This window comes from Streptomyces sp. V3I8, assembly GCF_030817535.1.
GTDB lineage: Bacteria > Actinomycetota > Actinomycetes > Streptomycetales > Streptomycetaceae > Streptomyces.
Genome location: NZ_JAUSZL010000002.1, coordinates 1,351,909 through 1,377,673, shown reverse-complemented (window position 1 = coordinate 1,377,673; position 25,765 = coordinate 1,351,909). Strand labels below are relative to the sequence as shown.

20 protein-coding genes, 1 tRNA gene and 4 pseudogenes are annotated in these 25,765 nt (G+C 68.2%); 14 read left to right on the top strand and 11 right to left on the bottom strand.

The window, feature by feature from the left end; genetic code table 11:
• Positions 1–123 precede the first annotated feature (123 nt).
• Together cobF and QFZ75_RS06145 are read right to left on the bottom strand one after the other, a co-directional pair.
• Positions 124–921, bottom strand: coding sequence for a precorrin-6A synthase (deacetylating) (gene cobF, locus QFZ75_RS06150; protein WP_307534489.1), 798 nt, complete (start codon positions 919–921; stop codon positions 124–126).
• 113 nt (positions 922–1,034) lie between these two features.
• Positions 1,035–1,562, bottom strand: coding sequence for a DUF309 domain-containing protein (locus QFZ75_RS06145; RefSeq protein ID WP_307534487.1), 528 nt, complete (start codon positions 1,560–1,562; stop codon positions 1,035–1,037).
• A 99-nt stretch (positions 1,563–1,661) separates the two neighbouring features.
• On the opposite strand from QFZ75_RS06145, the gene QFZ75_RS06140 reads away from it, so the two are divergent.
• Positions 1,662–1,735: transfer RNA gene (locus QFZ75_RS06140), tRNA-Pro, on the top strand.
• A gap of 99 nt (positions 1,736–1,834) precedes the next feature.
• On the opposite strand, the pseudogene QFZ75_RS06135 reads toward QFZ75_RS06140, so the two are convergent.
• Positions 1,835–2,326: pseudogene (locus QFZ75_RS06135) on the bottom strand (tyrosine-type recombinase/integrase); the annotation flags it as partial.
• Positions 2,327–2,491: 165 nt separating this feature from the next.
• Positions 2,492–3,187, bottom strand: a complete 696-nt coding sequence (locus QFZ75_RS06130; RefSeq protein WP_307544231.1) for a GAF and ANTAR domain-containing protein — start codon at positions 3,185–3,187, stop codon at positions 2,492–2,494.
• Between the two features lie 861 nt (positions 3,188–4,048).
• On the opposite strand from QFZ75_RS06130, the gene QFZ75_RS06125 reads away from it, so the two are divergent.
• The 5 genes from QFZ75_RS06125 to QFZ75_RS06105 all read left to right on the top strand — a co-directional run bounded on the left by QFZ75_RS06125 (position 4,049) and on the right by QFZ75_RS06105 (position 12,251).
• The gene (locus QFZ75_RS06125) at positions 4,049–4,990 is read left to right on the top strand and encodes a LysR family transcriptional regulator (RefSeq protein WP_307534485.1); all 942 of its coding nucleotides are present in this window, start codon (positions 4,049–4,051) and stop codon (positions 4,988–4,990) included.
• A gap of 912 nt (positions 4,991–5,902) precedes the next feature.
• Complete coding sequence (locus tag QFZ75_RS06120) at positions 5,903–6,835, top strand: NAD(P)-dependent oxidoreductase (protein ID WP_307534483.1); 933 nt, start codon at positions 5,903–5,905, stop codon at positions 6,833–6,835.
• A gap of 205 nt (positions 6,836–7,040) precedes the next feature.
• Positions 7,041–8,972, top strand: a complete 1,932-nt coding sequence (locus tag QFZ75_RS06115) for a BTAD domain-containing putative transcriptional regulator (protein ID WP_307534482.1) — start codon at positions 7,041–7,043, stop codon at positions 8,970–8,972.
• Between the two features lie 169 nt (positions 8,973–9,141).
• On the top strand, positions 9,142–11,004 hold the full coding sequence (locus tag QFZ75_RS06110) for a nuclear transport factor 2 family protein (protein WP_307534481.1): 1,863 nt from the start codon (positions 9,142–9,144) through the stop codon (positions 11,002–11,004).
• Positions 11,005–11,195: 191 nt separating this feature from the next.
• On the top strand, positions 11,196–12,251 hold the full coding sequence (locus QFZ75_RS06105) for a TetR/AcrR family transcriptional regulator (RefSeq protein ID WP_307534479.1): 1,056 nt from the start codon (positions 11,196–11,198) through the stop codon (positions 12,249–12,251).
• Positions 12,252–12,590: 339 nt separating this feature from the next.
• Here QFZ75_RS06105 and QFZ75_RS06100 read toward each other — a convergent pair.
• A pseudogene (locus QFZ75_RS06100) lies at positions 12,591–12,888 on the bottom strand (transposase); the annotation flags it as partial.
• A 69-nt stretch (positions 12,889–12,957) separates the two neighbouring features.
• Between QFZ75_RS06100 and QFZ75_RS06095 the strand changes: the two are divergent.
• The 3 genes and pseudogenes from QFZ75_RS06095 to QFZ75_RS06085 all read left to right on the top strand — a co-directional run.
• Positions 12,958–14,170, top strand: a pseudogene (locus QFZ75_RS06095) (IS3 family transposase); the annotation flags it as partial.
• Positions 14,171–14,267: 97 nt separating this feature from the next.
• Positions 14,268–14,405: a hypothetical protein gene (locus QFZ75_RS06090; protein WP_307534477.1), complete on the top strand. Its 138-nt coding sequence runs from the start codon at positions 14,268–14,270 to the stop codon at positions 14,403–14,405.
• Positions 14,406–14,555: 150 nt separating this feature from the next.
• Positions 14,556–14,903, top strand: a complete 348-nt coding sequence (locus QFZ75_RS06085) for an STAS domain-containing protein (protein WP_307534475.1) — start codon at positions 14,556–14,558, stop codon at positions 14,901–14,903.
• Between the two features lie 274 nt (positions 14,904–15,177).
• On the opposite strand, the gene QFZ75_RS06080 is transcribed toward QFZ75_RS06085, so the two are convergent.
• Entirely contained in the window at positions 15,178–15,447 is a 270-nt protein-coding gene (locus QFZ75_RS06080) for a hypothetical protein (protein ID WP_307534474.1), read from the bottom strand.
• Here QFZ75_RS06080 and QFZ75_RS06075 point away from each other — a divergent pair.
• Together QFZ75_RS06075 and QFZ75_RS06070 are read left to right on the top strand one after the other, a co-directional pair.
• A pseudogene (locus QFZ75_RS06075) lies at positions 15,363–15,677 on the top strand (winged helix-turn-helix domain-containing protein); the annotation flags it as partial. The gene QFZ75_RS06080 and the pseudogene QFZ75_RS06075 sit on opposite strands and share 85 nt — an antisense overlap.
• Positions 15,674–16,222, top strand: coding sequence for a transposase (locus QFZ75_RS06070; protein WP_307544229.1), 549 nt, complete (start codon positions 15,674–15,676; stop codon positions 16,220–16,222). The pseudogene QFZ75_RS06075 and the gene QFZ75_RS06070, both read left to right, overlap by 4 nt.
• A 1,066-nt stretch (positions 16,223–17,288) precedes the next feature.
• Here the strand turns inward: QFZ75_RS06070 and QFZ75_RS06065 are convergent.
• Together QFZ75_RS06065 and QFZ75_RS06060 are read right to left on the bottom strand one after the other, a co-directional pair.
• On the bottom strand, positions 17,289–17,783 hold the full coding sequence (locus QFZ75_RS06065) for a hypothetical protein (protein WP_307532997.1): 495 nt from the start codon (positions 17,781–17,783) through the stop codon (positions 17,289–17,291).
• A 686-nt stretch (positions 17,784–18,469) separates the two neighbouring features.
• Positions 18,470–19,225 (bottom strand): transposase, encoded by a 756-nt coding sequence (locus QFZ75_RS06060; RefSeq protein ID WP_307534473.1) that lies wholly within the window; start codon positions 19,223–19,225, stop codon positions 18,470–18,472.
• 461 nt (positions 19,226–19,686) lie between these two features.
• Between QFZ75_RS06060 and QFZ75_RS06055 the strand changes: the two genes are divergently transcribed.
• Entirely contained in the window at positions 19,687–20,595 is a 909-nt protein-coding gene (locus QFZ75_RS06055; RefSeq protein WP_307534471.1) for a zinc-binding dehydrogenase, read from the top strand.
• A 92-nt stretch (positions 20,596–20,687) separates the two neighbouring features.
• A complete protein-coding gene (locus tag QFZ75_RS06050) occupies positions 20,688–21,605 on the top strand; it encodes an AraC family transcriptional regulator (protein WP_307544227.1) in 918 nt (305 codons plus the stop codon).
• Between the two features lie 415 nt (positions 21,606–22,020).
• On the opposite strand, the gene QFZ75_RS06045 is transcribed toward QFZ75_RS06050, so the two are convergent.
• On the bottom strand, positions 22,021–22,917 hold the full coding sequence (locus tag QFZ75_RS06045; protein WP_307534470.1) for a hypothetical protein: 897 nt from the start codon (positions 22,915–22,917) through the stop codon (positions 22,021–22,023).
• A gap of 235 nt (positions 22,918–23,152) precedes the next feature.
• On the opposite strand from QFZ75_RS06045, the gene QFZ75_RS06040 reads away from it, so the two are divergent.
• A complete protein-coding gene (locus QFZ75_RS06040; RefSeq protein ID WP_307544226.1) occupies positions 23,153–23,842 on the top strand; it encodes a ParB/RepB/Spo0J family partition protein in 690 nt (229 codons plus the stop codon).
• A gap of 147 nt (positions 23,843–23,989) precedes the next feature.
• On the opposite strand, the gene QFZ75_RS06035 is transcribed toward QFZ75_RS06040, so the two are convergent.
• Complete coding sequence (locus tag QFZ75_RS06035) at positions 23,990–24,811, bottom strand: APH(3'') family aminoglycoside O-phosphotransferase (protein ID WP_307534469.1); 822 nt, start codon at positions 24,809–24,811, stop codon at positions 23,990–23,992.
• A 212-nt stretch (positions 24,812–25,023) separates the two neighbouring features.
• A complete protein-coding gene (locus tag QFZ75_RS06030) occupies positions 25,024–25,347 on the bottom strand; it encodes a hypothetical protein (protein WP_307534468.1) in 324 nt (107 codons plus the stop codon).
• Between the last annotated feature and the right edge of the window lie 418 nt (positions 25,348–25,765).

Genomic DNA, 25,765 nt, shown 5'->3' with positions numbered 1-25,765 from the left:
ACCGGCCCGCGGGGTGTGCATGCGGGGCCGTCCGCGCGGGGGTGCGGGCCGCTGCCGTGTGCCTTCGGGGTCTGCCGGGTCTGTGGGGCTTGTGGGGCCTGCGCCGTGCTGTGGGGCCCCGGGTCAGCCCGGTCCGGGGGCGTCCTGGTCCCGGGGATGCCTGCGGAGCAGGTACGTGTCCATGATCCAGCCCTTGCGTTCGCGGGCCTCCGCGCGCAGCTCGACGATGCGGGGTGCCGTCTCCGCCAGCGGGCCGGAGGCGAGGATCTCGTCCGGCGTGCCCAGGTAGGCGCCCCAGTAGATGTCGATGTCCTCGCCGGAGTCGGCGTACCGCCGGAACGTCTGGTGGGCGTCCAGCATGACCACCACGTCGTCGACGCCCTCCGGGAACCCCTCGGCGAGCCGGCGGCCCGTGGTGATCTGCACGGGCCGTGCCACGCGGTTGAGTCCGGTGCGGTGGCGGGCGACCAGGGACGAGACGCTGCTGATGCCCGGCACCACGTCGTAGGCGAAGGCCACGGCGCCCTTCCGGAGGATCTCCTCCAGGATGCCCAGCGTGCTGTCGTACAGCGAGGGGTCGCCCCAGACGAGGAACGCCCCGGTCCCGTCCTCGTCCAGCTCCTCGGCGATCAGCCGCGCGTAGATGTCGGCGCGGGCGCTGCGCCAGTCCCCGACGGCGGGGGAGTAGCCCGCGCCCCCGGCGGCCCGGTCGCGCTCCGGGTCGCGCGCCTCCACCGTCCGGTACGCCCCGTCCGGCAGGTGCGCGTCCAGGATGTCCCGGCGCAGCTGTACCAGGTCCGCCTTCACCTCGCCCTTGTCCAGGATGAAGAACACGTCCGTGCTCCTCAGCGCCTTGACCGCCTGCAGGGTCAGTTGGTCGGGGTCGCCCGCACCGATGCCGATGACATGAATCTTTCGCACGCCCCGAGTCTGCCGCACGGCACCGCGGCCGCGGTCACCGCACCTGCTCCGGGCGGCCGGGAGCGACGCGGGCGGCGGACCGTAAGCGGCCCGGGAGCGGCCCGGGAGCAGGTCTACGCGCCGCCGCGCAACCGCGGCGCCCACTCCCGCGCGTCCACGGCCGTCTGGTCCCGCTCCACGAGCTCCGCCAACTCGCGGGCCCAGGAGGCGAGTTCGGCCGGCGCCAGTCCGTACGGGCGAGGCGTCCCGCTCTGCGCGCCCCACTCCTCGACGGCGCCGGCCCCGCGCCGCAGCAGCCGCGCACCGCCCGTCGCATTGCCCCGGGCCGCGTGCGTGAGCCCCACCGCGAGCTGGGCGAGTCCCCGCCACAGCGCGCGCTCCCCGTCGGGGCCCGACTTCCAGGCGTCCTCGAAGACCTCGTGCGCGTGGAACGGCTTGCCCGCCGCCAGCAGCGCCTGCGCCTCGGTGACCGTGTCCTCGGGGGCGCGCACCACGCCTTCGGGCTGCCGCTCGACCCCGTCCGTCCCGTACGGCAGGGGCCGCCCGAGCCCGTCCCGCGGCCGTGCGTTGCGCGCCCGCCCCTCCGCGTCCCGGTCCCGCCCGTCGCCGCTGCCGCTGTCGTCGTCAGAAGTGCTGCTCATGCACCGATTGTCCCCCTGCCGCGCCGTCTTCGGAGCAGCCCCGGGCGTGCGGTAAGGTTCTGTTCGCGCGATCACGCGGTTCACCGCGACGAGGCGCATCGGGACGTGGCGCAGCTTGGTAGCGCACTTGACTGGGGGTCAAGGGGTCGCAGGTTCAAATCCTGTCGTCCCGACTGGAGACAGTCGCAGGTCAGGGCCGGTTTCGGAGAAATCCGAAACCGGCCCTTGGTCTTTTTTGGGGACCAGTTGGGGACCGGCGTCCTTGACCGGCGTCAGCGGGTCATGACGATCGGGCTCGGCGGGGAGCGTGGGGCGCCGGCGGCCGTGATCTTGTGTACGTCCGGGTGGAGGTAGCGCTGGGTGGTGGTCAGTGACCCGTGGCCGGCGATCCTGCGGAGGACGTGTACCTGGACTCCGGCGTCGGCGAACCAGGCCAGTCCGGTGTGCCGGAGGTCGTGCCGGCGCAGGTGCTCGTAGCCGAGCTTGGTGACCACGTCGTCCCAGTGGGTGGCGTGGCGCAGGACGGCGGTGGAGATGCGTCCGCCGCGCGGGCCGGTGAACAGGCGGGCATCGGGATCGGGGCCGGCGGACAGGATGCGCTGGGCGACGAGGGGACGGATCTCCTCGACGATGGGAACCTTGCGGGCGCGTTTGCCTTTGGTGCCCTTGTCGGTCAGTCCGCCGGGCGCGGGTGTGGTCTGACGCCGTACGGTCCGGATCCACTGGCTGGTGTCGATGTCACCGACACGTGCCTGTGCGGCTTCGCGCCGCTGTACGGCAGCGATCTTCTCGTCGATGCTCGTGCTTCGCCGATCGCACCTCGGCTCCTTCTTCGTGCTGCACGCGCTGATCGAGGCCGGCGGGGGAGTGAGGTGCCGGTGGTGCGGGTTCGCCGACGTGGGTGGTGATGGCCTGCGGGGGTGTGCGGGTCAGGGGCGGGGGCGTAGGGGGCGCCTGTCGGCGGGTGGGGCGCCGCCGATGTTGGTGATGAGTTCCTGGCAGAGGTCGCGGAGTTTGATGTTGCGGTGCTGGGAGGCTTTGCGCAGGAGGGCGAAGGCTGCGTCGGCGGTGCAGCGCTGCTGTCCCATGATCACGCCGGTGGCCTGGTCGATCACCGTGCGTGATTCCATGGCGTGCTGCAGGTCCGTGGCGTACTGCTGTGCGTCGGCGATGCACTGGGCCAGAGCGATCGCTCCGGTCGCCTGCTCGGCCAGTTTCCGAAGGCCGGTGAGGTCGATGTTGGGGAACGCGGATGCTTTGGGTGAGTACAGATTCAGGGCGCCGGCGGTGTGGGTGTGCGCGGCGATCGGCAGCGACAGCGACGAACGAGTACCGCACGCAGCCGCATACGCGGGGTAAGGGCCCCAGCGCCGCTCTTCCAGCATGTCCGCCACCAGGACCTCCTCGCCTTGGCGCAGCGCCTGCAGGCACGGTCCGTCGTCCTGTCCGTACTGGGCCTCATCCAGCTCAGGCGCTCCCGCCCCGCTGCTGACCACCGTCAGCGGCCGCTTGTGCCGCTCCAAGGTGATCCCCACCCCGCCGGCGCCGGCTGCCATGGCCAGCGCACTGTCCGCAAGCATCTTGAGGAACTCCTCGAGCGAGTCGGTGCTCAGCAGCACAGACATCACGTCGGGAAGGGCAGAGACCTCATCGCTCACGGTGTACCTCCTGCGGCATTGAGGCGTGGACTGCTCAAAAGCGGGACCGGACCAGGAGAACGGCCGGCCGCGTCCAGGAGAGGACCTGGCCACTGCTTCACCCAACAGGCCGGGTGCCCACGACACGATCGGGCACTCCCCAACAGCAGACACTCTTTTCCGGCGCAGTGCGGCCGGACCCCGCAAAGAGGCTCTGCCGGTCGCAAGGCGGGACTGCGGGCCAGACGCGGCGAGACCGCCGGGGCAAGCAGCTCGCCGCGTTTTTGAAAGGGGGTACGTTCGACCGGGTCGGTCCCCGGCCGGACACTGCCTGGATCGTCTGCAGTACGACCAGGCGCAGTCCGGGGTCCAGGGACCTGAGACCGCCACCCGTAAAGAGGCGACCAGGTGCACGCCACTCCGGCCGGTCCACGGTCTCCGCTGTACAGGGGTATGCCCCACGTCTAGTCGCTGCTCGCGAAACCTCGCATCCGCTGAACGGCCTGGGAGGGAACGCGCATGGCACGGGAGTGCTGGCCGCCTGACTGACGAACAGTTCCGTCGCTACTGCACGATCATGGAAAGTGCTTGTGGCAGATGTCTGATTGTTCAGGGCCTGTCTGCGGGGGAGCGCGGTGGCGGTGAGCGTTCGCGAGGCACGTATGCCCGCCATCAAGCCCGCTGCCCAGGACCGTCACGACGACTATCGAATTGGTGCGTGATAGCGGTTGGGCATGCTCTGCCGGTGAGGGGTATGGCTGATCGTTCGGTATTGGCGCATCCGTTGTTCACGGGGATCTCAACAGCTCATCTGATTGATACCTTGAGGGGTTGGCATAGAGTCTTTGGATGCCTTCTTTTCGCGCACTGGAGTGCCTCATTGCTGTCGCGGACACCGGATCGATCACTCAGGCCGCATTGCTGCTGCACTCCTCGCAGCCGGCCGTGTCCCACCAGATCGCCTCACTGGAGCGTGAGGCCCGCACGACCCTGCTGCGTCGCGAGGCACGGGGGGTCAAGCTCACCGCCGCGGGGCGGGCCGCGGTCGCTGACGCCCGACGGGCGGTCGAGGCGGCTACCACCGCTGTTCGATCGGCTCGGGCGGTGGGAGAAGCCGGGGGCGGGTTGCTGCGGATCGGCTGCGCGCAAAGCCTTACCGTCGCCTTGCTCGCCCCGGTGCTCCGCGACTGGCGCCGGCGTCACCCGGATGTGGTCATCACCCTGCATGAGCTCGCCGTCATGGACGAGGCACTAAGGCTGGTCGAGTCCGACGACGTTGACGTCGCCGTGCTGCCGGACCCCCCGTCCGGCCGTTTTCGGATTACTGCCATCGCCGAGGAGGAGATCGTCCTGGCTGCGCCCACCGGCCACTCATTGGCCCAGCAGGCCTCAGTGCGGATCCAGGACCTCGATGGCGCGCCACTCGTGCACTACACGGCGCACAACCGCCTCGGCGCATGGCTCGACCAGTCCTTCGCCCGGGCCGGGGTCCACCCGGAGGCGGTCATGCGGACGTCCGTTACTGCTACGGCACCTCAGCTCGCCGCCGCCGGACTGGGCGTTGCGGTCTGTCCGGTGAGTGCGATCAGTGCGGGCTTTCCGGGCGTGGTCCGGCCGTTCTCACCGCGGTGGACCAGACAGTTGATGGCGGTGACCTCTGCCAACACCGATCCGCTCGTCGCACGGTTCATCGCGGGACTGCGCCGTCACGGACTGCGGATCGCCCGCAGCGTACAGACGCAGCTCGACGCAGGCGTCGTGGTCGCGGACGAGCGATCACAGACGCTCTGAGACCGGCACAGGACACGAGGCCCGGCTTCCCCTCAGAGACGAGTTCCCCGCCGATCTGCGACATCTCTTCAACTGGCAGACTCTCTTGACGATGGGCATCGCAACGTTCGGATTCGGTGGCATGTCCGGCGCCTCCTATGCGGCGCTGACGCTCACGAAAGTCTCGGGATACCCCACCAGCGCCGTTGCCTGGCTGCTCGTGCTCTTCGACATCGGCCTCATGGTCGGCAACGCACTGGGCGGTCGGCCGGTCGACCGTGCTCTGGCCGCACCCTGGCAGAGTCACTCATGGGCCTGCTGGCCGTGCAGATTCTCCTCAATGCACCCAAGCCGGCACGGTGACCCCGGCCGTCCGAGTCGCCGCCCCCACCGTGAGAAGCATGGCGACGGCTGACGTCCTCGGTATTGCCCGGCTGAGGAGTTTCCGGCTCGTGCGCTTTCGCCGGCGGACAACTCCGCGTTCCAGTCGACGAGCCGCTTTCGGCGAGGACCTGCCGTAACCGCAGGACGCCCTGCGCATAGCGGTCGCTACCGTCGCCGGTTACGGCGGAGGGCAGGACCGTCTCCTGCTCCTCGGCGCCCTGCTTTCATCATCCGCACTCGCCGACGCGGCTGTGCGACATCGCCCTGCGCGACGCTGACCCGCTGCTCGAGCGTGGCCACCGGGCGTCGCCCAAGATCTCACCGCGCTACCGGTCATCGGTCCGGCCATTGACAGAGTTCTCGCCGACATCCGGAGATTCTGCACTCCTCCGGTAGAGGGACGAGGGTGAGACATCCAAAAATTCTATGTCACGCCGTCCACTTATGAATGACTTCGAGGGAACAGCGGGCAGCCCCTGATCGCTGCACACCACATGACCTCCCGCCTGCAGCGAGCGGGAAGCGTCTTACACGAGAGGGAAGGCTCCCATGTCGCAGGCATTCATTACGGGTGGCTCCGGTTTCATCGGACAGGCCCTGATCCGCCGGCTCGTCGCAGAAGGCCATACGGTCCGCGCACTGGTCCGCAGCGAGGCGTCGGCCGACAGGGTCGCGGTCCTCGGCGCGCAGCCGGTGCGGGGCGAGTTGACAGAGGCGGCCAGCTGGCAGGACGCGGTGGCAGGCAGCGACGTACTGTTCCACCTCGCCGCCGAGACGGACGTCACCGCCGACCGCGAGCGCCATGAGCAGGTGACGGCCGGTGGCACCCGAGCGGCTGTGGAAGCAGCCCGTACCGCGAAGGTCGCCACCTTCGTCCACTGCGGCAGCGAGGCCGCTCTCCTGGCCGGCGAACCGCTGCTGGACGTGGACGAGACCGCACCGCTGCGGCCGGACTCCGAAGCCGCCTACTGCGCGGTAAAGGCCGTCGCCGAGCAGGTCCTGCTGGACGCCAACGCACCGGGCTTCACCACCGTCTCCATACGGCCGCGGTTTGTCTGGGGCCCCGACAGCAGCCTGACCGAAGGCCTGGCCGCTGCGGCCAAGGCCGGGCAGTTCGCCTGGATCGACGGCGGCCGGCACACCACCGATGTGACATACGTGGACAATGCCGTCGAGGGCTTGATACTCGGCTGGCGGCACGGCCGGCCGGGTCAGGCGTACTTCGTCACCGACCAGCGTCCAGTGGTCCTGCGAGATTTCCTGGAGACACTTTTCTCGCTCTACGGCGTCGACGTGCCCATCCCCGACCTGGACGCCGACACCGCCGCCCAGGTAGTGCCGGTGCCCGCCCGGTGGTTCGTCGGACAGCCGTGCACGCTGCGCACCGACAAAGCCGTGACCGAACTGGGATACCGGCCCATCGTCCCGCACGCCGCCGGTTTCGCCGCGGTGAAGGAAGCGCTCGCCTCCGACGCCGCGTGACGGCCTGCGGGGTCTCACCTGTGGTGTCCGCCCTGGGGTCCGGTACGACCGCAGGCAGGGAGCCGGCACTGTTTAAGTGCCCGGCCGTCGTCTGTGGTCGGGCACGTCGGTGTGGGTGGGTCCGGTCGGCGGTGAACCTGGACGCAGAGATCGCCGTTCCGGCTCCGCGTGGCGGCCTCGCTGGCCGGGCCGGAACGGAGCGGGAATGGAAAAGATAGGGTGCGGTCGCGTGATGCGTCTTGCAGTTCTTGGTCCTGTCCGTGCATGGCACCGGGACGAGGAGATCGACCTCGGATCTCCACAGCAGCGTGGATTGCTCGCTCTGCTGCTTTTGCATGAAGGGCGCCCAGTGGAGACCGAGGCGATTCTGGAGGCCTTGTGGGGCGAGCACGGGCCTCGAGGCGCTCGGGGCACCGTTCGCACTTACGTCTATCGTCTGCGCCCGATTCTCGGCGACATGGCGGTCATCGAGTCGACCGGCACTGGCTACCGTCTCATGGTTCGTGACGGGACTTTTGACCTGAGGAGATTTCGGGAGCTGACCGCCCAGGCTCACAAAATGCGCCGCGTCGGCGCCGCGGCGAGTGCTGCCGATCTCCTGCGTCAGGCTCTTGGCATGTGGCAGGGACCAGCCCTGTCGGGTGTCCGGGGCCCTTTCTTCGAGCTCGAGCGTGATCGGCTGGAGGAGTTGAAGCTGGCTGCCCTGGAGGAAGTCTTCGATCTTGAGCTGGAGGTCGGCGGGCCGTCTGATCTGACGTCCGAGATTCGGGCAGCCGCGATGAAGCACCCACTGCGGGAGCGGCTGCACGAACAGCTCATGCTGTCGTTGTTCCGTGCCGGCCGCCGAGCCGAGGCTCTGGCCGCCTTCCAGCGCGCACGGCAGCTTCTGCGTGAAGAGCTGGGTGTGGACCCCGGGCCCGCACTTCGATCTCTCCACAGCCGTATCCTGCGCGAGGTCGAGGACTCGCCCGTCCCTGCGAACCGTGATCTGTCCTCGCCCCTCGCCCCCGCGCCTGCTCAGCTCCCGGCGGACCCGGCAGTGTTCACCGGGCGCCGCGCAGAGATCGCGGAGCTGTCCTTGACACTGCGTGATGCCGCGCACGCTCCGGTCGTCGGCATCACCGGCCTGGGCGGGATGGGCAAGACCACACTCGCCGTCCACGTTGCACACACCCGGCGCCATCTGTTTCCCGATGGGCAACTCTTCGTCGACCTCGGCGGCTTCAAGGACCCGGTCGGCCCGCTGGAGGTGCTCGGCCAGTTCTTGCGCGCGGTCGGGGCGTCACGGCTGCCGGCATCGCTGGACGAACGTGCCGCGCTGTGGCGTACGACCGTGTCAGGGCGCCGCCTGCTGATCGTCCTGGACGCGGCATCCAGCGGTGAGCAGGTGCGTCCCCTGCTACCGGCCTCCCCGGGCTGTGCCGTCATCATGACCAGTGCGCGCCGCATCGTCGACCTGCCCGGAATCCCCTGGCTGCGTCTCGGCGTCCTACAGCCCCAGGACGCGTTGCACTTGCTCGCCGCCATCTCCGGCACCCGGCGGGTGTTCGCGGAGCAGGCAGCGGCCAGCCGCCTGGTGCAGGCCTGCTCCTACCAGCCGCTCTCAGTGCATGTGGCGGCCGCCCGGTTGGATGCCCGGCCCTCGTGGACGATCGACCAGATCCTGGCCCAGCTCGAAGACGATCTGCGCCAGCCGGTCGTCATGCATGAGGACTGCAAGATCGTCGACAAACCGTTCCGTGAAGCCCAGGCGCGCATGGACGCCGTCCACCGCAACGCCTTCCACCTCGCCGCCGTTCCCGACTGCGGCAGGCTGGACGCCGCCATGGCCGCGGCAGTGCTCGACCTGCCCGTCAACGAAGCCACAGCCGTCATGGAAGCCCTCGTCGACGCCCATGTGGTGGAGACCGGCGAGAACGGCGACTACCACTTCCTCGGGCTCGTCAAGGCGTTCGCGCGGCGCCAGGCCCTCAACGGGCTGGGACACGAGCACTGCCAGCAAGCGCTGCACCGGCTGCTGCGCCACTGCCTGACCGGCAAGAACACGGTCGGCGAAAGGGATCTGCGCGCGGTACTGGACCAGATCACTGATCTTCCGGACGCTCTTGCGGAAAAGGTGTCGCTCTCGCTGCCCTGATTCCTGCAGCGGCCGCGCGAGGCGACGTACCCGCACAGCCCCCGTATCACCGCATCACCTGCATCACCCGCGGTGAGAACGTGCGGAAGCCCACCTGCGTCCCGCGGGCGAAACGCCTCGTCGACGCGCCATCGACGCCACGTCGACAAGCGCTCGATGCAATGCACGCATGCTCGATTCACTCACACGCGCCGCTTTGGCGGCGCAGATCACCGGGCCCGTACTCGGACCGGAAGACGAAGGGTTCGCCGATGAGTGCGCGCCCTTCAACCTTGCCGTGACCCACCACCCGTGCGTCGTTGTCGGAGCCGCGAACAGCACCGACGTGCAAGTCGCCGTTCGCTTCGCTGCACAGCGGCGTCTGCCGGTCGCCGTCATGGCCACCGGCCACCAGGCGACGATCCCGGCCGACGACGCGGTCCTCATCACCACTCACCGCATGACGCAGGTGAGCATCGACCCCTCAGCCCGCACAGCCCGTGTAACGGCGGGAGCCCGCTGGCAGCAAGTGATCGACGCGGCGACCCCGTTCGGGCTCGCCCCGCTCAACGGCTCCTCACCGCTCGTCGGAGTCATCGGCTACACCCTCGGCGGAGGCTTGAGCCCCACCATGGGCCGCGCCCACGGATGGGCAGCCGACCACGTCACCTCTGTGGAGGTAGTGACAGCCGACGGCGAGTTGCGCCATGGCGACGACGCGTCGGAACCCGACTTGTTCTGGGCGCTGCGCGGCGGCAAGAGCAACTTCGGTGTCGTCACTACCATGGAGTTCGCGCTCTTCCCGGTGCAACAGCTGTGGGCGGGCGGTCTCTTCTTCGACGGTGCCGACGCAGCCGCCGTCCTACACGCCTATGCCCAGGTCACGGCCGAGGCCCCGGACGAGTTGAGCTCATCGATCGCCCTGCTGCGCCTGCCGGCCCTGCCCGGTGTGCCCGCCTTCCTGGCCGACCGCTTCGCCGTGCATGTCCGCATTTCCTACCTCGGCCCGGCAGCCGAGGCCACCGGGCTGGTTGCGCCGCTGCGGGCGGCCGCCCCTGTCCTTGCGGACACTCTGGGTCCGATGCCCTACGCGTCCTTCGCCCAGATCCACAACGATCCGGCAGATCCGGCACCGTTCATGGAACGTACCGCGATGCTGCGCTCACTGACCGCCGAAGCCATCGAGGAGATCCTGACCGCCGCAGGTCCGACGGCCGACTGCCCGGTGCACTTCGTCGAGCTGCGTCACCTCGGCGGCGCCCTGGCCCGGACCGCGGACAACGCCGTCGGACACCGGGACGCCCAGTTCGCACTCTGGATCGTGGGCGTCGGGGCACCCGATGCCTTCACCGCCATGAACGCCTACGCCGATGAGCTTCTGCAGCGGATGCGCCCCTGGTCCACCGGCGGACGCTACCTGAACTTCATGGCCGCCCAGGACACCGGCGTCACCGATGTGAGCGCCGCCTACGACGAAGCCGACTACCACCGGCTCCGCAGCATCAAGAGGCGCTTCGACCCGGACAACCTCTTCCGCCTCAACCACAACATTCCCCCCGAGGAGCACCCGATGTCCGACGACAAGCTGCAGCGCTTGATCGACCACGCCGCGATCGCCGATGCACTGCACCGCTACACGGCAGGACTCGACCACGGCGACGCCGATCTACTCGCTTCGTCACTGACCGAGGACGCCATGGTCGACCTGACACCGGCCACGAGCAAGATCGGTCTCGACTTCCCCACGCTCAAGCCGCGCGACACCGTCGTGGGAGCGCTCATCCCGGCGGTCGGCCCGCTCGACACCAGCCACGTGATCAGCAACATCCGCGCCACTGTCGACGGCGACACCGCCCACGTGTACTGCTATGCGATGGCTCAGCACTACCTGCCCCAGGAAGGCCCCAAGCCGGACCGGACCCGTCACGCGCTGATGATGAACCGCTACGACGCGGACCTGACGCGCGACGGAAGTACATGGCGCATCAGCCGGCTGACGATCGACAACGCCTGGTTCGAGGGCGACGAGACCGTCCTGCTTCCCGGCGACTGATCTCAGAGCGGGACGGTCCCACCGGGGTGACACCTTCCATCTGCAAAGCGCCACCCCGGTGCTGCCGGGCCCCACCAGCACTGCCGCAGATGCGGGCCGCACCCGTCTGACTCACGAAACCGCCACTGGCGGGTCGGCTACACCCAAGCCTTCAATGCCCGCACTCCACGATCCACCTGGGAGCGTTCTGAGTGTCCACCATCCCCGATGAGCCCCACCCTTCTCAGCACTCACACCCCAACAGTGTCCAGGAACGACTCAAGGCCCTCATGCGGGACTTCCGCCACGGTGTGTGGCAGCCGACCGGCCTCGAGCATCGCCTGGCCGAGCTTCTTGCGCAGTCGGCCGCCGGGACCGGGTCGCTCAGCGCGGTCAGCATCCGGACCGCGACATGGGAGGGTTCGATGACGGCCATCCACGAAAACGGCGGACGTTTCATCACCCTTCTGGCCGATCTGCTGCCGCTGGTCGAGAAGCCCGACGCAGCCGCGCTGCACACTGCTGGCCTGGCGCTGGACCTCGTCGAGACGGTCGCACAGGCGGCACCGCACCGACAAGATGCTCCTCCGCCGAGAACATGTTCCTGTCCGAGCCTGGCAGGCGACCAGCACAGTGAAATACCACCCGCGCCCCCGTCACCACATCTTCGCGAGGACAGCAGACGGCTGCGCGTGGACGCGGCACGCAACCACGCCCGCCTGCTCAACGCCGCGGCACGAATAACGCGCGAGCACGGGCTGAAGCACCTCACCATGGAAGCGGTGGCTACCGCGGCAGGTGTCGGCAAAGGCACCGTCTTTCGCCGGTTCGGCGACCGCACAGGTCTGTTGCAAGCCCTGCTGCAGCACTCCGAGGACACCTTCCAGGCCGCTCACCTCAGCGGCTTGGACCAAGCAGACGGTCGTGGCGAGGCCATCGAGCAGCTTCGCGCATTCGGGGTGGCCGCCATACGGCGCTATGCCCAGGAGATGGAGCTCCAGATAGCTGCCGAGCCCTCCCCCGAACAGCGCTACCAGCGCACACCTCGCCGCTCGTACCATGAGCGGGTCAGCGTCCTGCTCAGCCTGGCTGCACCGGAAACAGACGCAGTACTGTTCAGCCACGCGCTGCTGGGCTACCTGGAGCCCGCCCTTCTCCGGCATCTGGGCGACCAGTGCAACCTACCGCTGCAGCGGCTGGAAAGAGGCTGGATCGAACTGGTCTCCCGACTCACCCAAGAGGCCACAGCTCCACACGACATGACCTGAGGACCGCCAACGGTTACGGGACAACCTCTAAACTTGCCGTTTAACCTCGGCGCGAGATGAGTCGGACAAGCGACTCCGTGGGCCAGCAGAACCATGCGAGAAGAGGGTTCGTAACCACGAACCAGTGGACACTGATTCGGCCTTGCTCCTTGTCCAGGATCGTTGGGGCCTCATCCCGGTAGATGTAGCGGAGGTATTGGCGGCGGACCGGCGCTCCGATTATCAGGAGCACTGGCGATGCGACAAGGATGGCCACCGGGACCAAGGCTCGTGCGGCGGCGAGCTTCGACTTCCCCTCGTATCGCATGTGTTCAGTGTGCTGATCCTGGATGTCGCTTGTCAGCCTGTCCTGCGGGGTTTGGTGCCGGCCTTGTGGTGGGCGGGTCGGCTGTATGTTTCGCCGGTGGTGAGGACTCTGCCCACGTCATGACAGGTGGCTTGACGGTGGTTCTTCGAACCCGGGGGGGCGACCTGGTCCGGGCCGGGACGGTTTCGGTGCACCGGCTGGTGACCCGGTCTTCGCGTGCAGGTTTCTGAAGCCTCTGCGAACGCGGGCGGGTGTCAGTCTGTTCGGTTCGGCTGGCCTTTCCCAGGGTCGCCGCAGGTCGGTGGCCGGTGGACGGGCGAGCCGGAGCTGGGGCCTTGACCCCGGGTTTTGGACACCGGAGACACTTGGATCTTGATGGTCCAGGAGAACGGAGTCCCCATGGGGATGAAGCATTACCCCGCCGAGTTCAAGGCGGACGCGGTCGCGTTGTACCGCTCGAGGCCGGGAGCGACGATCAAGTCGGTCGCCGCCGATCTCGGGGTGAACACCCAGACACTGCGGAACTGGATCCGAGCCGCCGACCTGGCGGCCACTGCGAGCCGCCCGCCGCTTCGCCGCCCGCCGCCTCGCCGGCCGGCGGTGACGCGGTGCAGGCGGAGCTGGCCGCAGCCCGCAGGAGGATCCGCGAGCTCGAGGAAGAACGGGACATTCTCCGCAAGGCGACCCGGTATTTCGCGACGGAGACACGCTGGTGAACCGCTATCAGTTCGTTGACGATCACCAGCGCCGATACGGCGTGAAGCGGCTCTGCGACATCCTCGGTCTGGCCCGCTCGAGCTTCTACTACTGGCGCCGCACCGCAGGCGCGAGAGAGGCCCGGCAGATCGTCGAAGCCCGGGTCACGGCTCGGATACGCAAGGTCCACCAGAACTCCGACGGCACCTATGGAGCTCCCAGGATCACCGCGGAACTCCGCGACGAGGGCGGCCCGGCGGTCAACCACAAGCGGGTCGCGAGGATCATGCGGACCATCGGGCTCGAGGGCGTCCGTCTGCGCCGCCGGCACCGCACCACGCTCACGGACCAGGCCGCGGTGAAGGCACCGGACCTGATCGGACGTGACTTCACCGCGGCCGAGGTGAACACGAAGTACGTCGGCGACATCACACACCTGCCGGTCAGCGGTTCGAAACCGCTCTACCTCGCGACCGTCATCGACCTCGCCTCCCGCCGGCCGACCGGGTGGGCGATCGCCGATCACATGCGGACCGAGCTCGTCATCGACGCCTTCACGGCCGCCGGGCGGACCCGTGGAAACTTGACCGGCGCGATCATGCACACGGACCACGGATCTCAATACACGAGCAGAGCCTTCGCAGAAATCTGCAGGTCAGCAGGGGTACGACAGAGCATGGGCGCGATCGGCTCCAGCGCGGCCAACGCGCTTGCCGAGTCCTTCAACGCGACGTTCAAACGCGAGACGCTGCAGGGCCGCAAGACCTGGTCCAGCGAACGCGAGGCCCGCCTCGACGCGTTCCACCGGCTCAACCGCTACAACACCCGACGTCGTCACTCCCGCCTCGGACAACACAGTCCCATCGCTTACGAGACAGCACTCGACCCCACATCAATTACCCTGGCCCAAGCCGCATGGCCCGTGTCCAAGATTCCGGGTCAAGGCCCGGCGCTGTTGGAGCTGGAGATCACTGTGGAGCGGGTGGAGGCCGTCGTGCGGGACGGCACGTCCCGTGCCGGTGGCACGCGCCACTGATCCGGGCCGGATCGGCCAGCACGGTCTGGAGATCGTCAAGGCGGTCAGTGAGCATTTCGCGGTCGTGCGTGAGTCGGCGGGCAACCGGGTCACGGCCTGGATCATTTTGGCCTGAGCACCGTCATGCCCGGGGTGTGCCGGCAGGAGAGGACCGGAAGAAGGCTTGCCGGTGCGTGGCGTTGTGTCGCCATACTGGAGTGTGTCGCCATTTAAGGGTTTTGGTCCGGATGTCCGGCCGTCCCAGGGGCTGTCCTCGGCGTTCGAGGTGCTGGGTCGGCAGTACGCCCAGCAGGGCGCCTGGGTGGTGAGCGTGCACGGCGAACTGGACTGGGACTCCTTGTCCGCGGCGCGCACCCGGCTGGAGTACGCCGCCCAGGCGGTTCCGGTCCTGGTCCTGGACGTGAAAGCCGTCACCTTCGCCGATTCCGCCTTCTTGAACCTGCTGCTGTTCCTGCGGCAGCTGACCGACCTGCGACTGGCCGGCACATCCAGCCGGATGCTGCGGGTACTGGAGATGACCGGCGCGGACATGGTCCTGCGCCTGTTCCCCACCGTGCAGGACGCACTGGACAACCGGCCCACGCGATCTGCCGTGGTGCCACCGCAACGCTGAACACGTTCGCTGGCACCTGCCCGCGGGAGGGCCCGGCGCCATGACAGCAAGAGTGGGCCCCGGCAACAACGCATCCGGCCAGGACAGGGAGCCGGAGCTCACTGCCGCCTCAACGACGGGCTCGTGCAGGGGATACGCCCTGTATCCGCCATGTGTGCAGGGGCATCGGGCGTCGGCGCGTGCAGCGCACAAAGTCCCCCGGGCCGGGCCCGGAGGACTCTGCCAGGGCTCTGGTCCGAACCCCGCTGTTGCCGGGTGACCGCTTTTTCCTAGGTCAGTCCCGTTCGGTCCCGCTCAGGTCCTGTATGTGCAGGACGTGGGCGTTCTCCAGCTGGTTGTGCAGTTGGGCGCTGATGTGTTCGGGCAGTTCCTGGGTGTGGGCCCAGGCGACGAGGTGTTCTGCGACGTGGCGCAGTTTGGTGTTGGTGCGCTGGGAGACCTCCCGCAGGACATGCCGGTGAAGCCCTGTTCGCAGTGCTGGAGCAGGAGTTGGCCAGGGGGCCGGTCGCGCACGGCTGGCCGGACCAGACCTGGGCCCTGGCAAGGGTCAAGACGCTGATCGGGCGCCGGTTCCACAAGTCCCTCGCGCTGTCGACCATCATGGAGATGCTCCGCAGCCACGGATTCAGCCATCAGGTCCCCGCCCGGCGGGCTGTGGAGCGCGATGAGGAGAAGGTCGCCGGCTGGGTGAAGGACACGTGGCCGCAGGTGGAAGCACCGCGGCGGCGCTCGGGGCCTACATCGTCTTCGAGGACGAGGCCGGATTCTCGATGACGCCGCCCACCTCCCGCACCTGGGCCCGACGCGGGCACACACCCCTCATCCGGGTGAGAGGACGCTCCCGGCGTCGTTTCTCCATCGCAGCCCTGACCTGCTACAAATCCGGCGAGCGTTCCCGGCTGATCTTCAGGCCCAAACGGCACGTGGACCACAAACGCGGCGGCCGACGCAGCTTCACCTGGACCGACTACCGCGACCTCCTGATCGCCGCCCACCGGCAACTCGACGCACCGCTCGTGCTCATCTGGGACAACTTGAATGTGCACCTGAACGCCCGGCTCCGCGCCTTCATCGCCTGCCAGGACTGGATGGTCTCCTTCCAGCTGCCGCCCTACGCACCCGACCTCAACCCGGTCGAAGACATCTGGTCACTGGCCCGGCGCGCGGGCCAGAACAACATCGCCTTCACCGACCCGGACCACCTGATGCGCGTCCTGCGGCGGACCCTCCGCGAAATCCAATACCGCAGCGACGTCATCGACGGATGCCTCGCCGCAACCGGACTCACCCTGACGACACTCAACCCGAAAGCTCAGTAACCATGTTGTTGCGTGTGGCTCGGCTGAAAGGCCGGCAGCGGATGTGGCGTCGGCTGTCACCGTCGACTCCCCTCGTGTGCCCTGCGCATCTGATGAGTGTCTGTCCCCTATTCGGCGGATGCAACCGCTTGCAGGAAAGGACACGGCAGGGCGGCGGTGGCCGCCGGGACCAGCCCCGCTGACGGGCCGCGCCTGGACCGGCGCCCTACAACCTGCCTGGCGTTGCCGCCGACGTGTCCCGGCGGCTGCCTTTCGTGGCCGCGCCTGCGGTTCTTTCGAGGGCTTGGGCACTCTTGCGTGAACGCGGGCGATGGCGGAGGGTGCCCTGTCAGCTCTGCCCGTGTCCGGGCGCGTGTCGTGGAGAGCCGCCTGCAGCGCGAGCAGCGCGGGCATGTCTGCGTCCTGCACGAACTGTTCCATCAGGACACCGACCCGCCCGTGCTGCTTCCAGCGGATCGCCGAGATGATCTCTTCGATGGCCGCCATCTGGGCGGCCGAAGGCGAAGCCTCCACCAGAGTCCTTTCAACAACGCCGCACGCCCATGGACTTCCCACCCCGGTGTCCTCGCTGCGCTCCGGCAAGGCGGCGGTTTCCGTATCCCCCCGTGGCAGCCCGCCCGTCGCATGACGGTGGCTTTCCCGGCGCGCTTTCGCGACCGTCTTCGACTTCCGATCACTGCGGCCTTCTTCTACGCTGAGAGAAGGTTGCGCCGGGCCAGGGCCCGGTACCGCAGGCTCCCAGCCCTTGAGCCGTGACCGACTACCGAGGCCGGCTGGAGCCGCGCCGCCGACAATGCAGCTCCAGCCTCCGCTCTCCGGGCGCACTCAGCGAGGCACCTCCCGCTGCCTCGCGCCGCCGGGAGAGCTCCTCGCGCGAGGCCCGACCGGGGAGGCGTCCCGGTCCCTCGCGCTCTCCGGCCGTCGCCGCTCCCGCAGGCGGCGGCCGGACACAAATTAAGCGTCCCACCACGAGCGCCCCCTGTCCGCGCATTCACAGGGCACATTCATCTGTCCCGCTCTGAGCACCGCGTCGCTGCGGAAACCGGCGCTTCGTGGCCTGCCGGCTTCAGCGGCCGCTCCAAGGTGGGGATGTGAGGTGCTGGTGGATGGTCCGGGAGGTGGTGAGTGTGCTTGTGGCGGAGCGCAGGGCCCATTCGAGGACGTCGGGGACGTGGAGGGCGCCGGTTCCGTCGGGCGGGGTGATCCATTCCAGGTGGCCGGCTTCCTGGTAGGGCGGGGGAGTGGGGATCCAGCTTCCTTTGCCGACGTGGCGCACTCCGGCCCCGATCCACTGGGAGTGAGGGCCGGAGGGCAGGAGGAATCCCACGCGGTGGGCTTTGCTGTGCCTGAGCGCGGGGGCGGGGATGCGCAGCGGGTCGCTCCAGAGGACGTCCAGGGCCGCCAGACCGAGTTCTTCCGGGACGGACAGGACGTTCCAGAGGCGTCCTGCTTGAAGTAAGGCGACCCCGGTGCCGTGTTCCCATTGCCGTTTGCAGGCCCGGGGGTCGGCCGCGGCTGCGGCGAGCCACTCGACACTGCGCATCCATGCTGCGTCCCACATGATTTTTTGTCCTGAGTATCGAGGGCTTCCTCTGCCCGTGGTTGATTGGCGCGATGCATGACCTGTGCATTGTTCGTGCAGGTCAGCGCGTTGTGATCATGCTGGTTGATGTTCGACGCTGCGGGGAAGGGTGGCGCACCCTGGCGTTTTGTCTGTGACCTGCGAACAAGTGGCAAAAGGCTGCTGGCAGCAGTTGCGCATACAAAGGCACAGTGCTTCTCGGTGGCGTGCAGGCCGTCTGCTGTGTCCCTTCCTGCTGGGGTGAAGACGTGGCAACGGGTGCTCAGGATCCAGGCCGTGGCGGTCATGGCGGCCGGGCCGCGATGGGCACGGTCGGTGTTGTCCGTGCCCGCTGTCTGCCCGCAGGCTTGAGCCGGCGGGCAGACAGCGGGGTGTGAGGCGCTCGGGAGGAAAGCCGACTCCGGGGTTCGCCGCGCGTCCTAGAGATCGTCTTCAAAGGTCAGATCCAGAGCAGGATCGAGGCGCCCTCGGGGTCGATGACGCGCAGCTGCACGAACCGGGTCAGTGCCTGACGCTGTCGGGGATCTTGGGCGAGCGCTGTTCTGGAAGATCATCGAGCTGAACGGACGGTCTACGCAAGGATGTTGCGTCAGGGTTGGACTCGGTAGCCGGTCCCCGGGACGGTCTTGGGCAAGGTGGTGGTCACCACCTTGAGAACGATCACCTCAGCCCGCGGGGTGGGTGGCGACGCGCCAGGACCGGGGCCGGGGGATGTGCTGCCAGTCGAGGAAAATCTGCAGAGCTGTCGGGTTTCTGGGCTGGCGGGTCGGCGTTGTCGGGAGGTGGACGTCGATGCGTTCGAGGTTGACCGCGATGGCGGCCAGCACGTGCTGGCGGTGGGCCTTGTCCTGGCTGCGGTAGCGGCACTGGCGCATGCCGTGGCCGTTGACGAACTCGCTGATCGTGCTCTCGACGGCGGCCTGCAGTGCGTAGCGCGAGAGCCATTCCTGGGTCTGCTGCTCGGTCCGTGACTCGGACTGGATGTTGTAGAGATCGCGCGGCAGGAAGGTGACCTTGCGGGCATCGGTGCGGGTGCAGGCGGCCTTCGCCGGGCACTGCCGGCAGTCGTCCGAAAAGAACTCGATGATGACGTAGGGCGCGAGGGGCGGCGGTGTCGACCACCGACGACTCACCTTGTCCTGCGGGCAGGTGACCTGCTTGGCGTCCCAGTCGATGGCGAAGGCGTCGCGGTGGAAGACGGTGCCCCTGCGGGACTGCGGGGTGCTCCTGGCCCGGATCGGTCCGACCAGTCCGACACCGTGCTCACGGGCGATCTGCTGTTTCAGTGCGACGGAGAGGTAGCTGCCGTCGACGAAGTGCTCCTTCGACAGCAGGTTCCGATCCTCCAGGTTGGCCAGGATGCCGGGCAGGGCCTTGGTGTCGTGGACGGGGGCCTTGGTGGTGGTGACGTCGGTGATCACGCTGGGGGTTGTCCGGGTCGCAGGTCTCGGTGACGTGGGCGAGGAAGCCCTTCCAGCGGGTCTCGCCGCGGCGTGCGTAGCAGGCGCTGATAACGATGCGTTCGCCGAACGGTCACCGGATCGCTGCCGTGTTCTCCATCGAGCTGTCGGCCTGTTCGCCGGGTCCCTGGACAGCGGAAATGGATCGCTCGCCCGGCATCTTCGTAGTGATCGACAACCTCGGAAACCAAGATTCCCGACAGCGTCAGGCACTCAGAACGTCGTCCACCGGATGGGCGCAGGGCTCGACGGGTCGTGAGTTGCACTGACACAGATCGTCAACTGATTGATTCTCATGGGGCTGGTCGCTGTCCCGGTCCTGCGGAAGGGTTCAAAGAAGGCGGCAGTGCGGCATTTGCGCACTCGATCTGTTGCCGCGCCGAGTGTTCAGGCACATGCACGAGAGAAGGAAACACACCCCTATGCGTGCCCTTGTGGTCGATCACAGTGAGGCCGGACCCGTCCGGTTCGCCGATGTCGATGAGCCCGTGCCGTCCACCGGTGAGGCGCTGGTGGAGATACGGCACATCGGTCTCAACTCCGGAGAGCTGAAGTACGTGCACCAGTGGCCAGCCGGCGCTGTGCACGGTCATGACGCGGCCGGCATCGTGGTGCGCGCCGCATCCGACGGCTCGGGGCCGCCCGAAGGCACGCGCGTCGCCGTGGGAATGGCTCCCCACGCGTGGGCGGAGCGGGTGGCAGTCAGCCCCGCCTCGCTCGGCACCGTCCCCAAGGGCGTGGACCTGGCCGACGCCGCCGCGCTGGGGATCGCCGGGGTCACCGCATTGCGGGTGCTGCGCAAGCGTTCCCTGCTGGCGCGCGACGTGCTGATCACCGGCGCCAGCGGGGGCGTGGGGCACTTCGCCGTCCAACTGGCGGCGCTGGCGGGCGCCCGGGTGACGGCACTCGTCGGTTCGCCGGAGCGGGCCGCAGGACTCCGCGAACTCGGCGCCGACAAGGTCCTGACCGGCCTGGCCGAGACCGGGGACCGGTTCGACCTCGTCCTGGACACGGTCGGCGGACCGCTGGTGGCCCAGGCATGGAGTTCCCTCGCCGAGGGCGGCACCATCCACCTGATCGGTCACTCCGCGGGGCAGGAAACCACGTTCCCCTCAGGGGCCTTGTTCGGCTTTGGTGAGCCCCGCAGCATCGCCACCTACGGCGACATGACGCCGACCGGCGGGGAGCTGACGGACCTGCTGGGCCTGATGGCCGCCGGGAGGCTCTCGGCGCCAGTCGGACTGCGGGGCGACTGGCAGGGCGTGGAGGACGCCGTGCAGGCACTGTTCGCGCGCAAGGTGCACGGAAAGGTCGTTCTTGACGTGGCCTGACCCTGTGAACGAGGACACATGCGTCGTCGGCCGACGGCCGGCGACCGGCGGTGGGCGGCGGACGGTGGGCGGCGGTGGACGACAATGGACCCATGGATGTGCTGGCGGAGGTCTTGCGTGTTTCGGGTGCGCGTGGGGCCCTCGGGGGCGTACTGAAGGCCGGAGGAACCTGGGGCCTGTGGCTGGACTCCTATCCAGGAGCGGCACTGCACGTAGTGTCCCGCGGCACCATGTGGCTCCACGTCACAGGCGAGAAACCTCTTCAGGTGCAGGCCGGAGATGCCGTCCTGGTGTCGCCGGGCACCGCACACGGGATAGCCGGCGGCGCCAACGTGACGATGGGTTCCTGTGACCCTGAGGCGGCGGTCCGGGCTTTTGGCGATGGCCGGGCCCTGCGGCTGGGCTCGGCGCCGGTGCAGACGGAAGTGATCGTCCTGCACTATGAGCAGGACCTGGAGGTGCGCACACCGGTGCTTACCTCCCTCACTCGGCCGATGCACGTCACAGCTCGGGAGAACGCGCAGCTCAGAAGGACCGTCGAACTTCTCGCTGCCGAGCTCGCACAGCCGCAGATCGGCACCACCGCCGCCATCAACAGCATCGTCGACCTTCTGCTCGTCCAGTTCGTACGCGTCTGGCTGGCCCGCCACCCGCAGGAGCCGTCCGGCTCATGGCTGGGAGCGATGCGTGATCCGGTCGTGCGCGACGCTCTGGCATGTGTGCACGCCCAACCGGCACACCCCTGGACCACGGAGACCCTGGCCGCCGCGACGAGCGTCTCCCGGGCGACGCTGTCCCGGCGTTTCCGGTCCGCCCTCGGACAGACGCCGGGCGCCTACGTGACGCAGTGGCGCATCGACCTGGCGTCCGTCCGGCTCCGCGACACCGATGAGCCGGTCGAGTCGATCTCCGGCGCGGTCGGATACGCCTCTCCGCACGCTTTCAGCCGGGCCTTCAGACGTGCCCGAGGCACGGCCCCGGGCGAGTACCGGTCTCGGCTTCGCAAGTGATCCGGGCTCGGAGAGGTCAGTACCAGTCGGGTGCCGCCCCCCAGTGCCCACATCGGCACGAGGAATACGCGACACCTCAACATGCGAGCCCACCAGTCCCACAGCCGAAAGCAGCCGACACCTCGTTGCCCGACAACGCACTTGCCTGATGAACGGCCAGGGAGTGGAACATCCCGGCACCGGTCGCAGCGAGGCCGGTTGCGGATGGCGCGGCCCGCGTGTCAGCGGTCGAACTTGAGTGCGCCGTGGCCGACGCGGGTCGTCCCGGCGACGCTGCGTTCGAAGGACCGGTTGATGCCTCTGATCGCCGCACGGCCGGCGGCCTCGAACGGGTCCTCCTGATCGGCGCCGTCGAAGGGGCCGTCCCGCGACGGGGCCCGCCGCGGAAGTGTGAGATGTGAGAGGTAGCCGGCGATCAGCCGCGGTCCACCAGGGCGCGGGCCCTGGGCATCGCCGCCGCCTTCATCCGGGCGAGGTCGCTGTAGACGGCTGGGTAGCGCTTGCGAAGCCGCGCGTCGTTGGAGCGGTCGAGGGCCGAGGCCTCCCGAGAAAGCCCGGTGGACACAGCACAGGTCGCCTCCGCTACCGCCAACCGGATCTCCCGCGCGCGGCTGACACCCTTTTCGGGGTCGGCGGCGGCACGGCTCTCCTGGGGGTCCGCATACGGCAATCCGGCAGCTTTCATGCACCGCGCCCAGCGGTCGCGGGCGGCAAGGTACTGCGGATCCTGCTGGACCGCCGCCACGCGTTCGCCGGCCAGATACGTGGTGGTCCGGGTCGCGCGAAACCAGGCCGGCAAATCGCCGTACAGGCTGCGCTCGGCCTCCGCCGTACAACCCTGGTCGCTATGGCTGACTCGGGCGCCATTGGGCAGGTCAACGGTGAGTCCGCGCGGGTGCGACCCGTTCAGCGCGGCCAGCAGGGCGGTACGGCGCTCCGGCCGCAGCGACCACAGGTAGTGCTTATTGGGGTTAGATTCATCGGCCCGCTGGAGCGCCGCGTACTGGTCGGCGCCGTAACCGTGGACCCTGGCCCATCCGACGTCGTCCACCACGTACGGGAAGTCACGGCGCATCGTGGACACGGCCCGCGGGACCACCCAGAACTTGAAGCCGTGCCGCCGCATACAGTCGCGTTCCAGCAACTGCTCGGCGATGTCGAGGGCCTGCTGCGGCTCTTTCTCCTGACTGCTGCGAGGGCCCGACGTCGGCCTGGCAACGGTTTCGTCGGCGTGTGTCACACATCCCGAGAGCAGCGACATGGCGGCCGCAGCACCCACCGCCCACACTCCGCCCCGCGCCGTCCGCCGCATGCCCCGGCTCCTTCCGTGTCGTCCCGCTGTCCGGTGATGGGAGGTGTCTAGCCCGATTCGTTGTTCGGTGTCGGCGGGAGGCGGCCTTACAAACAAAGCCCGGACAAAATTCGCGCGGGGGCGCCCGCGCCCCGGGCGAGCGAGGACATACGGGCCTGCTGGCTCGGGCGCGCGAGGTGACCGGCGCCCGCCGGCTCCGCAACCGCGGCAACCGAACCTGCCGCCGTGACACGAAATCGCCGACAGCCTCGCCAGCAAAGGCATCATCCAGCCCCTCACCGTCGTCACCCGGGACGCCTTCCTGACGGCCCACCCCGACCACACCTCGGACGACCTCAAAGCCGCCGAATACGTCGTCGTCGACGGCAACCGGCGTCTCGCCGGCGCCCGCCTCGCAGGCCTCGACCAAGTCCCCGTCCACATCGACGACGCCCTCGCCGACGACGCGGACACAATCCTGGAAACCGCCCTCACCGCAGCCGTCCAGCACGAAAACCTCGAACCCCTCGACGAAGCACGAGCGCTCCAACGCCTCGTCGAAGTACACGGCTCGCAGTGCGCGGTCGGCCGCTCACTCGGGAAGTCCAGCGGGTGGGTCACCCAGCGGCTCGCCCTGCTCAACCTGACCCCCGAGCTCAAGCAAGCGGTCTCAGAGAAGACCGTTCCCCTGGACGTCGCCCGCACGGTCGGGCAGCTGCCGGCGCAGCCACAGCAGAGCGCCACCGAACGCGCCCTGGAAGAGCGGGCTGTGAAGAAGCAGCAGCGAACGAAGAAGAAGCAGGAGCCCGCCCCGCTTCGTACACAGGAAGCGACAGTCCAGACCGCCGATAGGCGAAGTCTCCCGCCGGCCCGGAGGCCGAAGACCTACAGGCGCTGGCACAGGAGCTGCGCAGCCGTCTCGGCAGCGAGCAAGTCGAGAAACTGATCGAACTGCTCATGGACTGAGGTCTCGGGGGTGCTTACGCCGTAAGCACCCCCGAGAGCGCAACCCCGTGGTTCCGGCCGTTTGAGCTCTGAGCTGGGAGAACACCGTGGCCCCACCGGCTGCCGTGTTGTGCCCGGCACAGAGCTCTTATCCCCAGGTGAGCGGGTCAAGATGGAGGTAGAAGCGCAGGCGGTCGTGGTCAAAGGAGATGTCGTACCTTTTGGCGAACGCCACGTCCGCGGTCCGCGCCTGCTCCTCATCCACCCAGGTCTCTCGCGCATTGGCGAGCAGCAGCGCCAGGTCGGCGTGGCGGTCGGCCAGTCCGAGGCGGCCCAGGTCGATGAAGCCCGACACGTCCAGGGTTTGCGGATCAAGGATGATGTTGGGCAGGCACAGATCCCCGTGGCAGACGACCTTGTCGGCGATCTCCTGATCCTGTCGCCGGGAGACCTCCCGGGAGACGCGGGCCAGCAGCTCCGTGGCGGGCGTGTGCTGCTGCTCGACGGGAAGGAACTCTGGGTTCACGGCATCACGGGCCACGACGTCACGTGCCACGGCGACCATGGTGTCCAGGTCCCGGCGGAATGGGCACTCGGTCACGGGCAACTCGTGCAGCCGACGGACCGCATCCGCGATGTGCTCCCAGGAGGCCCACAGATCATCAGCACGCACCTGATCAGCAGGTAGGCCGGAAACGGCACTCGTTATCAAGCAGGCGCCCGCATCACCGGAATACCAGTCGAGAACCTGCGGCCCTGGTACGCACTGACCGCTCAGCCATGCGATCCGGTCCTGCTCAGCACTCAGCTCGGCTGCATCCGCAGCGGGTACGCACTTGGCATACCGGGTGGCATCCGCACTGCGAAAGACGCAGGCTCCCGACTCACCCGCGGTGACAGGAAGCCAGTCGCCACCGCCGGCGCCGAGCAGCGCGGGCGACACGGCCTGAGGCCCGGAGTGATCGCTCATAGCAGCCACTCTAGCCAGCTCGGAACCCGGATTTGAGGCTGTATGAGCCCTGCCCCTGCCACCCGCAGCGCACCACTGATGTCGTCGCCGGAGTAACCCCAAGCCGTCCCTGCTCGAATCCTGCTCTGGGTAAATGCGCAGCTCAGAATTGAAAACAGGCACTGAGCTTGTCGTTTAACGGTCGACGTCGAACCGCCCCTCCTGCCGGTATGTCAGTCCCAGGCGTTGAAGAGGACTCCGCCCAACGTGGTGATGCCGTAGAAGCGGACCTCACGCCATTCACCCTGCGTGAGCACTGAGGTGTCCACGCCGGAGAGCGGTGTGGCGAGTCGTTCGCTGCTCAGGACCGTGAAGCCCCTGTTGGCGAAGGTGTGAGCCCATGGCGGCGGTGCGAGGAAGTCCTCTCCGTACCATTCCCGCCGTTCGTTGGCGAAGGCTATCCAGGGGTAGTGAACGTGACATAGGACAACGGTCTCGCCTTCGCGTCCAACGACCGTTGCGGTGTGGAAGGTCCGGGGGTACGCCTGTTTCTCCACCTCACCTACTTCGCCTCCAGCGACGCGGGCAGCGGCATACAGAGCGGCGCGGAACGCCTTTAGTTCAGTCTCGGGAAGCGGGCCGTCCTCCGGCCGGTAGAAACCTGTCGCCCCCGCGGCAGCGTGAAGCCGTCGTTCCCCTCGTTGACCATGCCGCTCATTCTGCCTGGTGCGAGGCATATTAGTGTTCAGAGGTCTTGAGCTGGCAGTTCATGCTGCGCGTCGCACAACTCAAACAACGCGTCGCCTCGCGCGGTCAGGCACGCGTACAGCTCCGACCGGAAGTGTGACACTTCCGCGAACGCATCCCGTAGGACACCCTGATGCATCAAACTCACGACCACGGCCTTCGCGCTGATCCACTCTGTGACGAAGCACAGGATCAGACGAGGGCCGCCCACACGTCCGCCGAACTGCG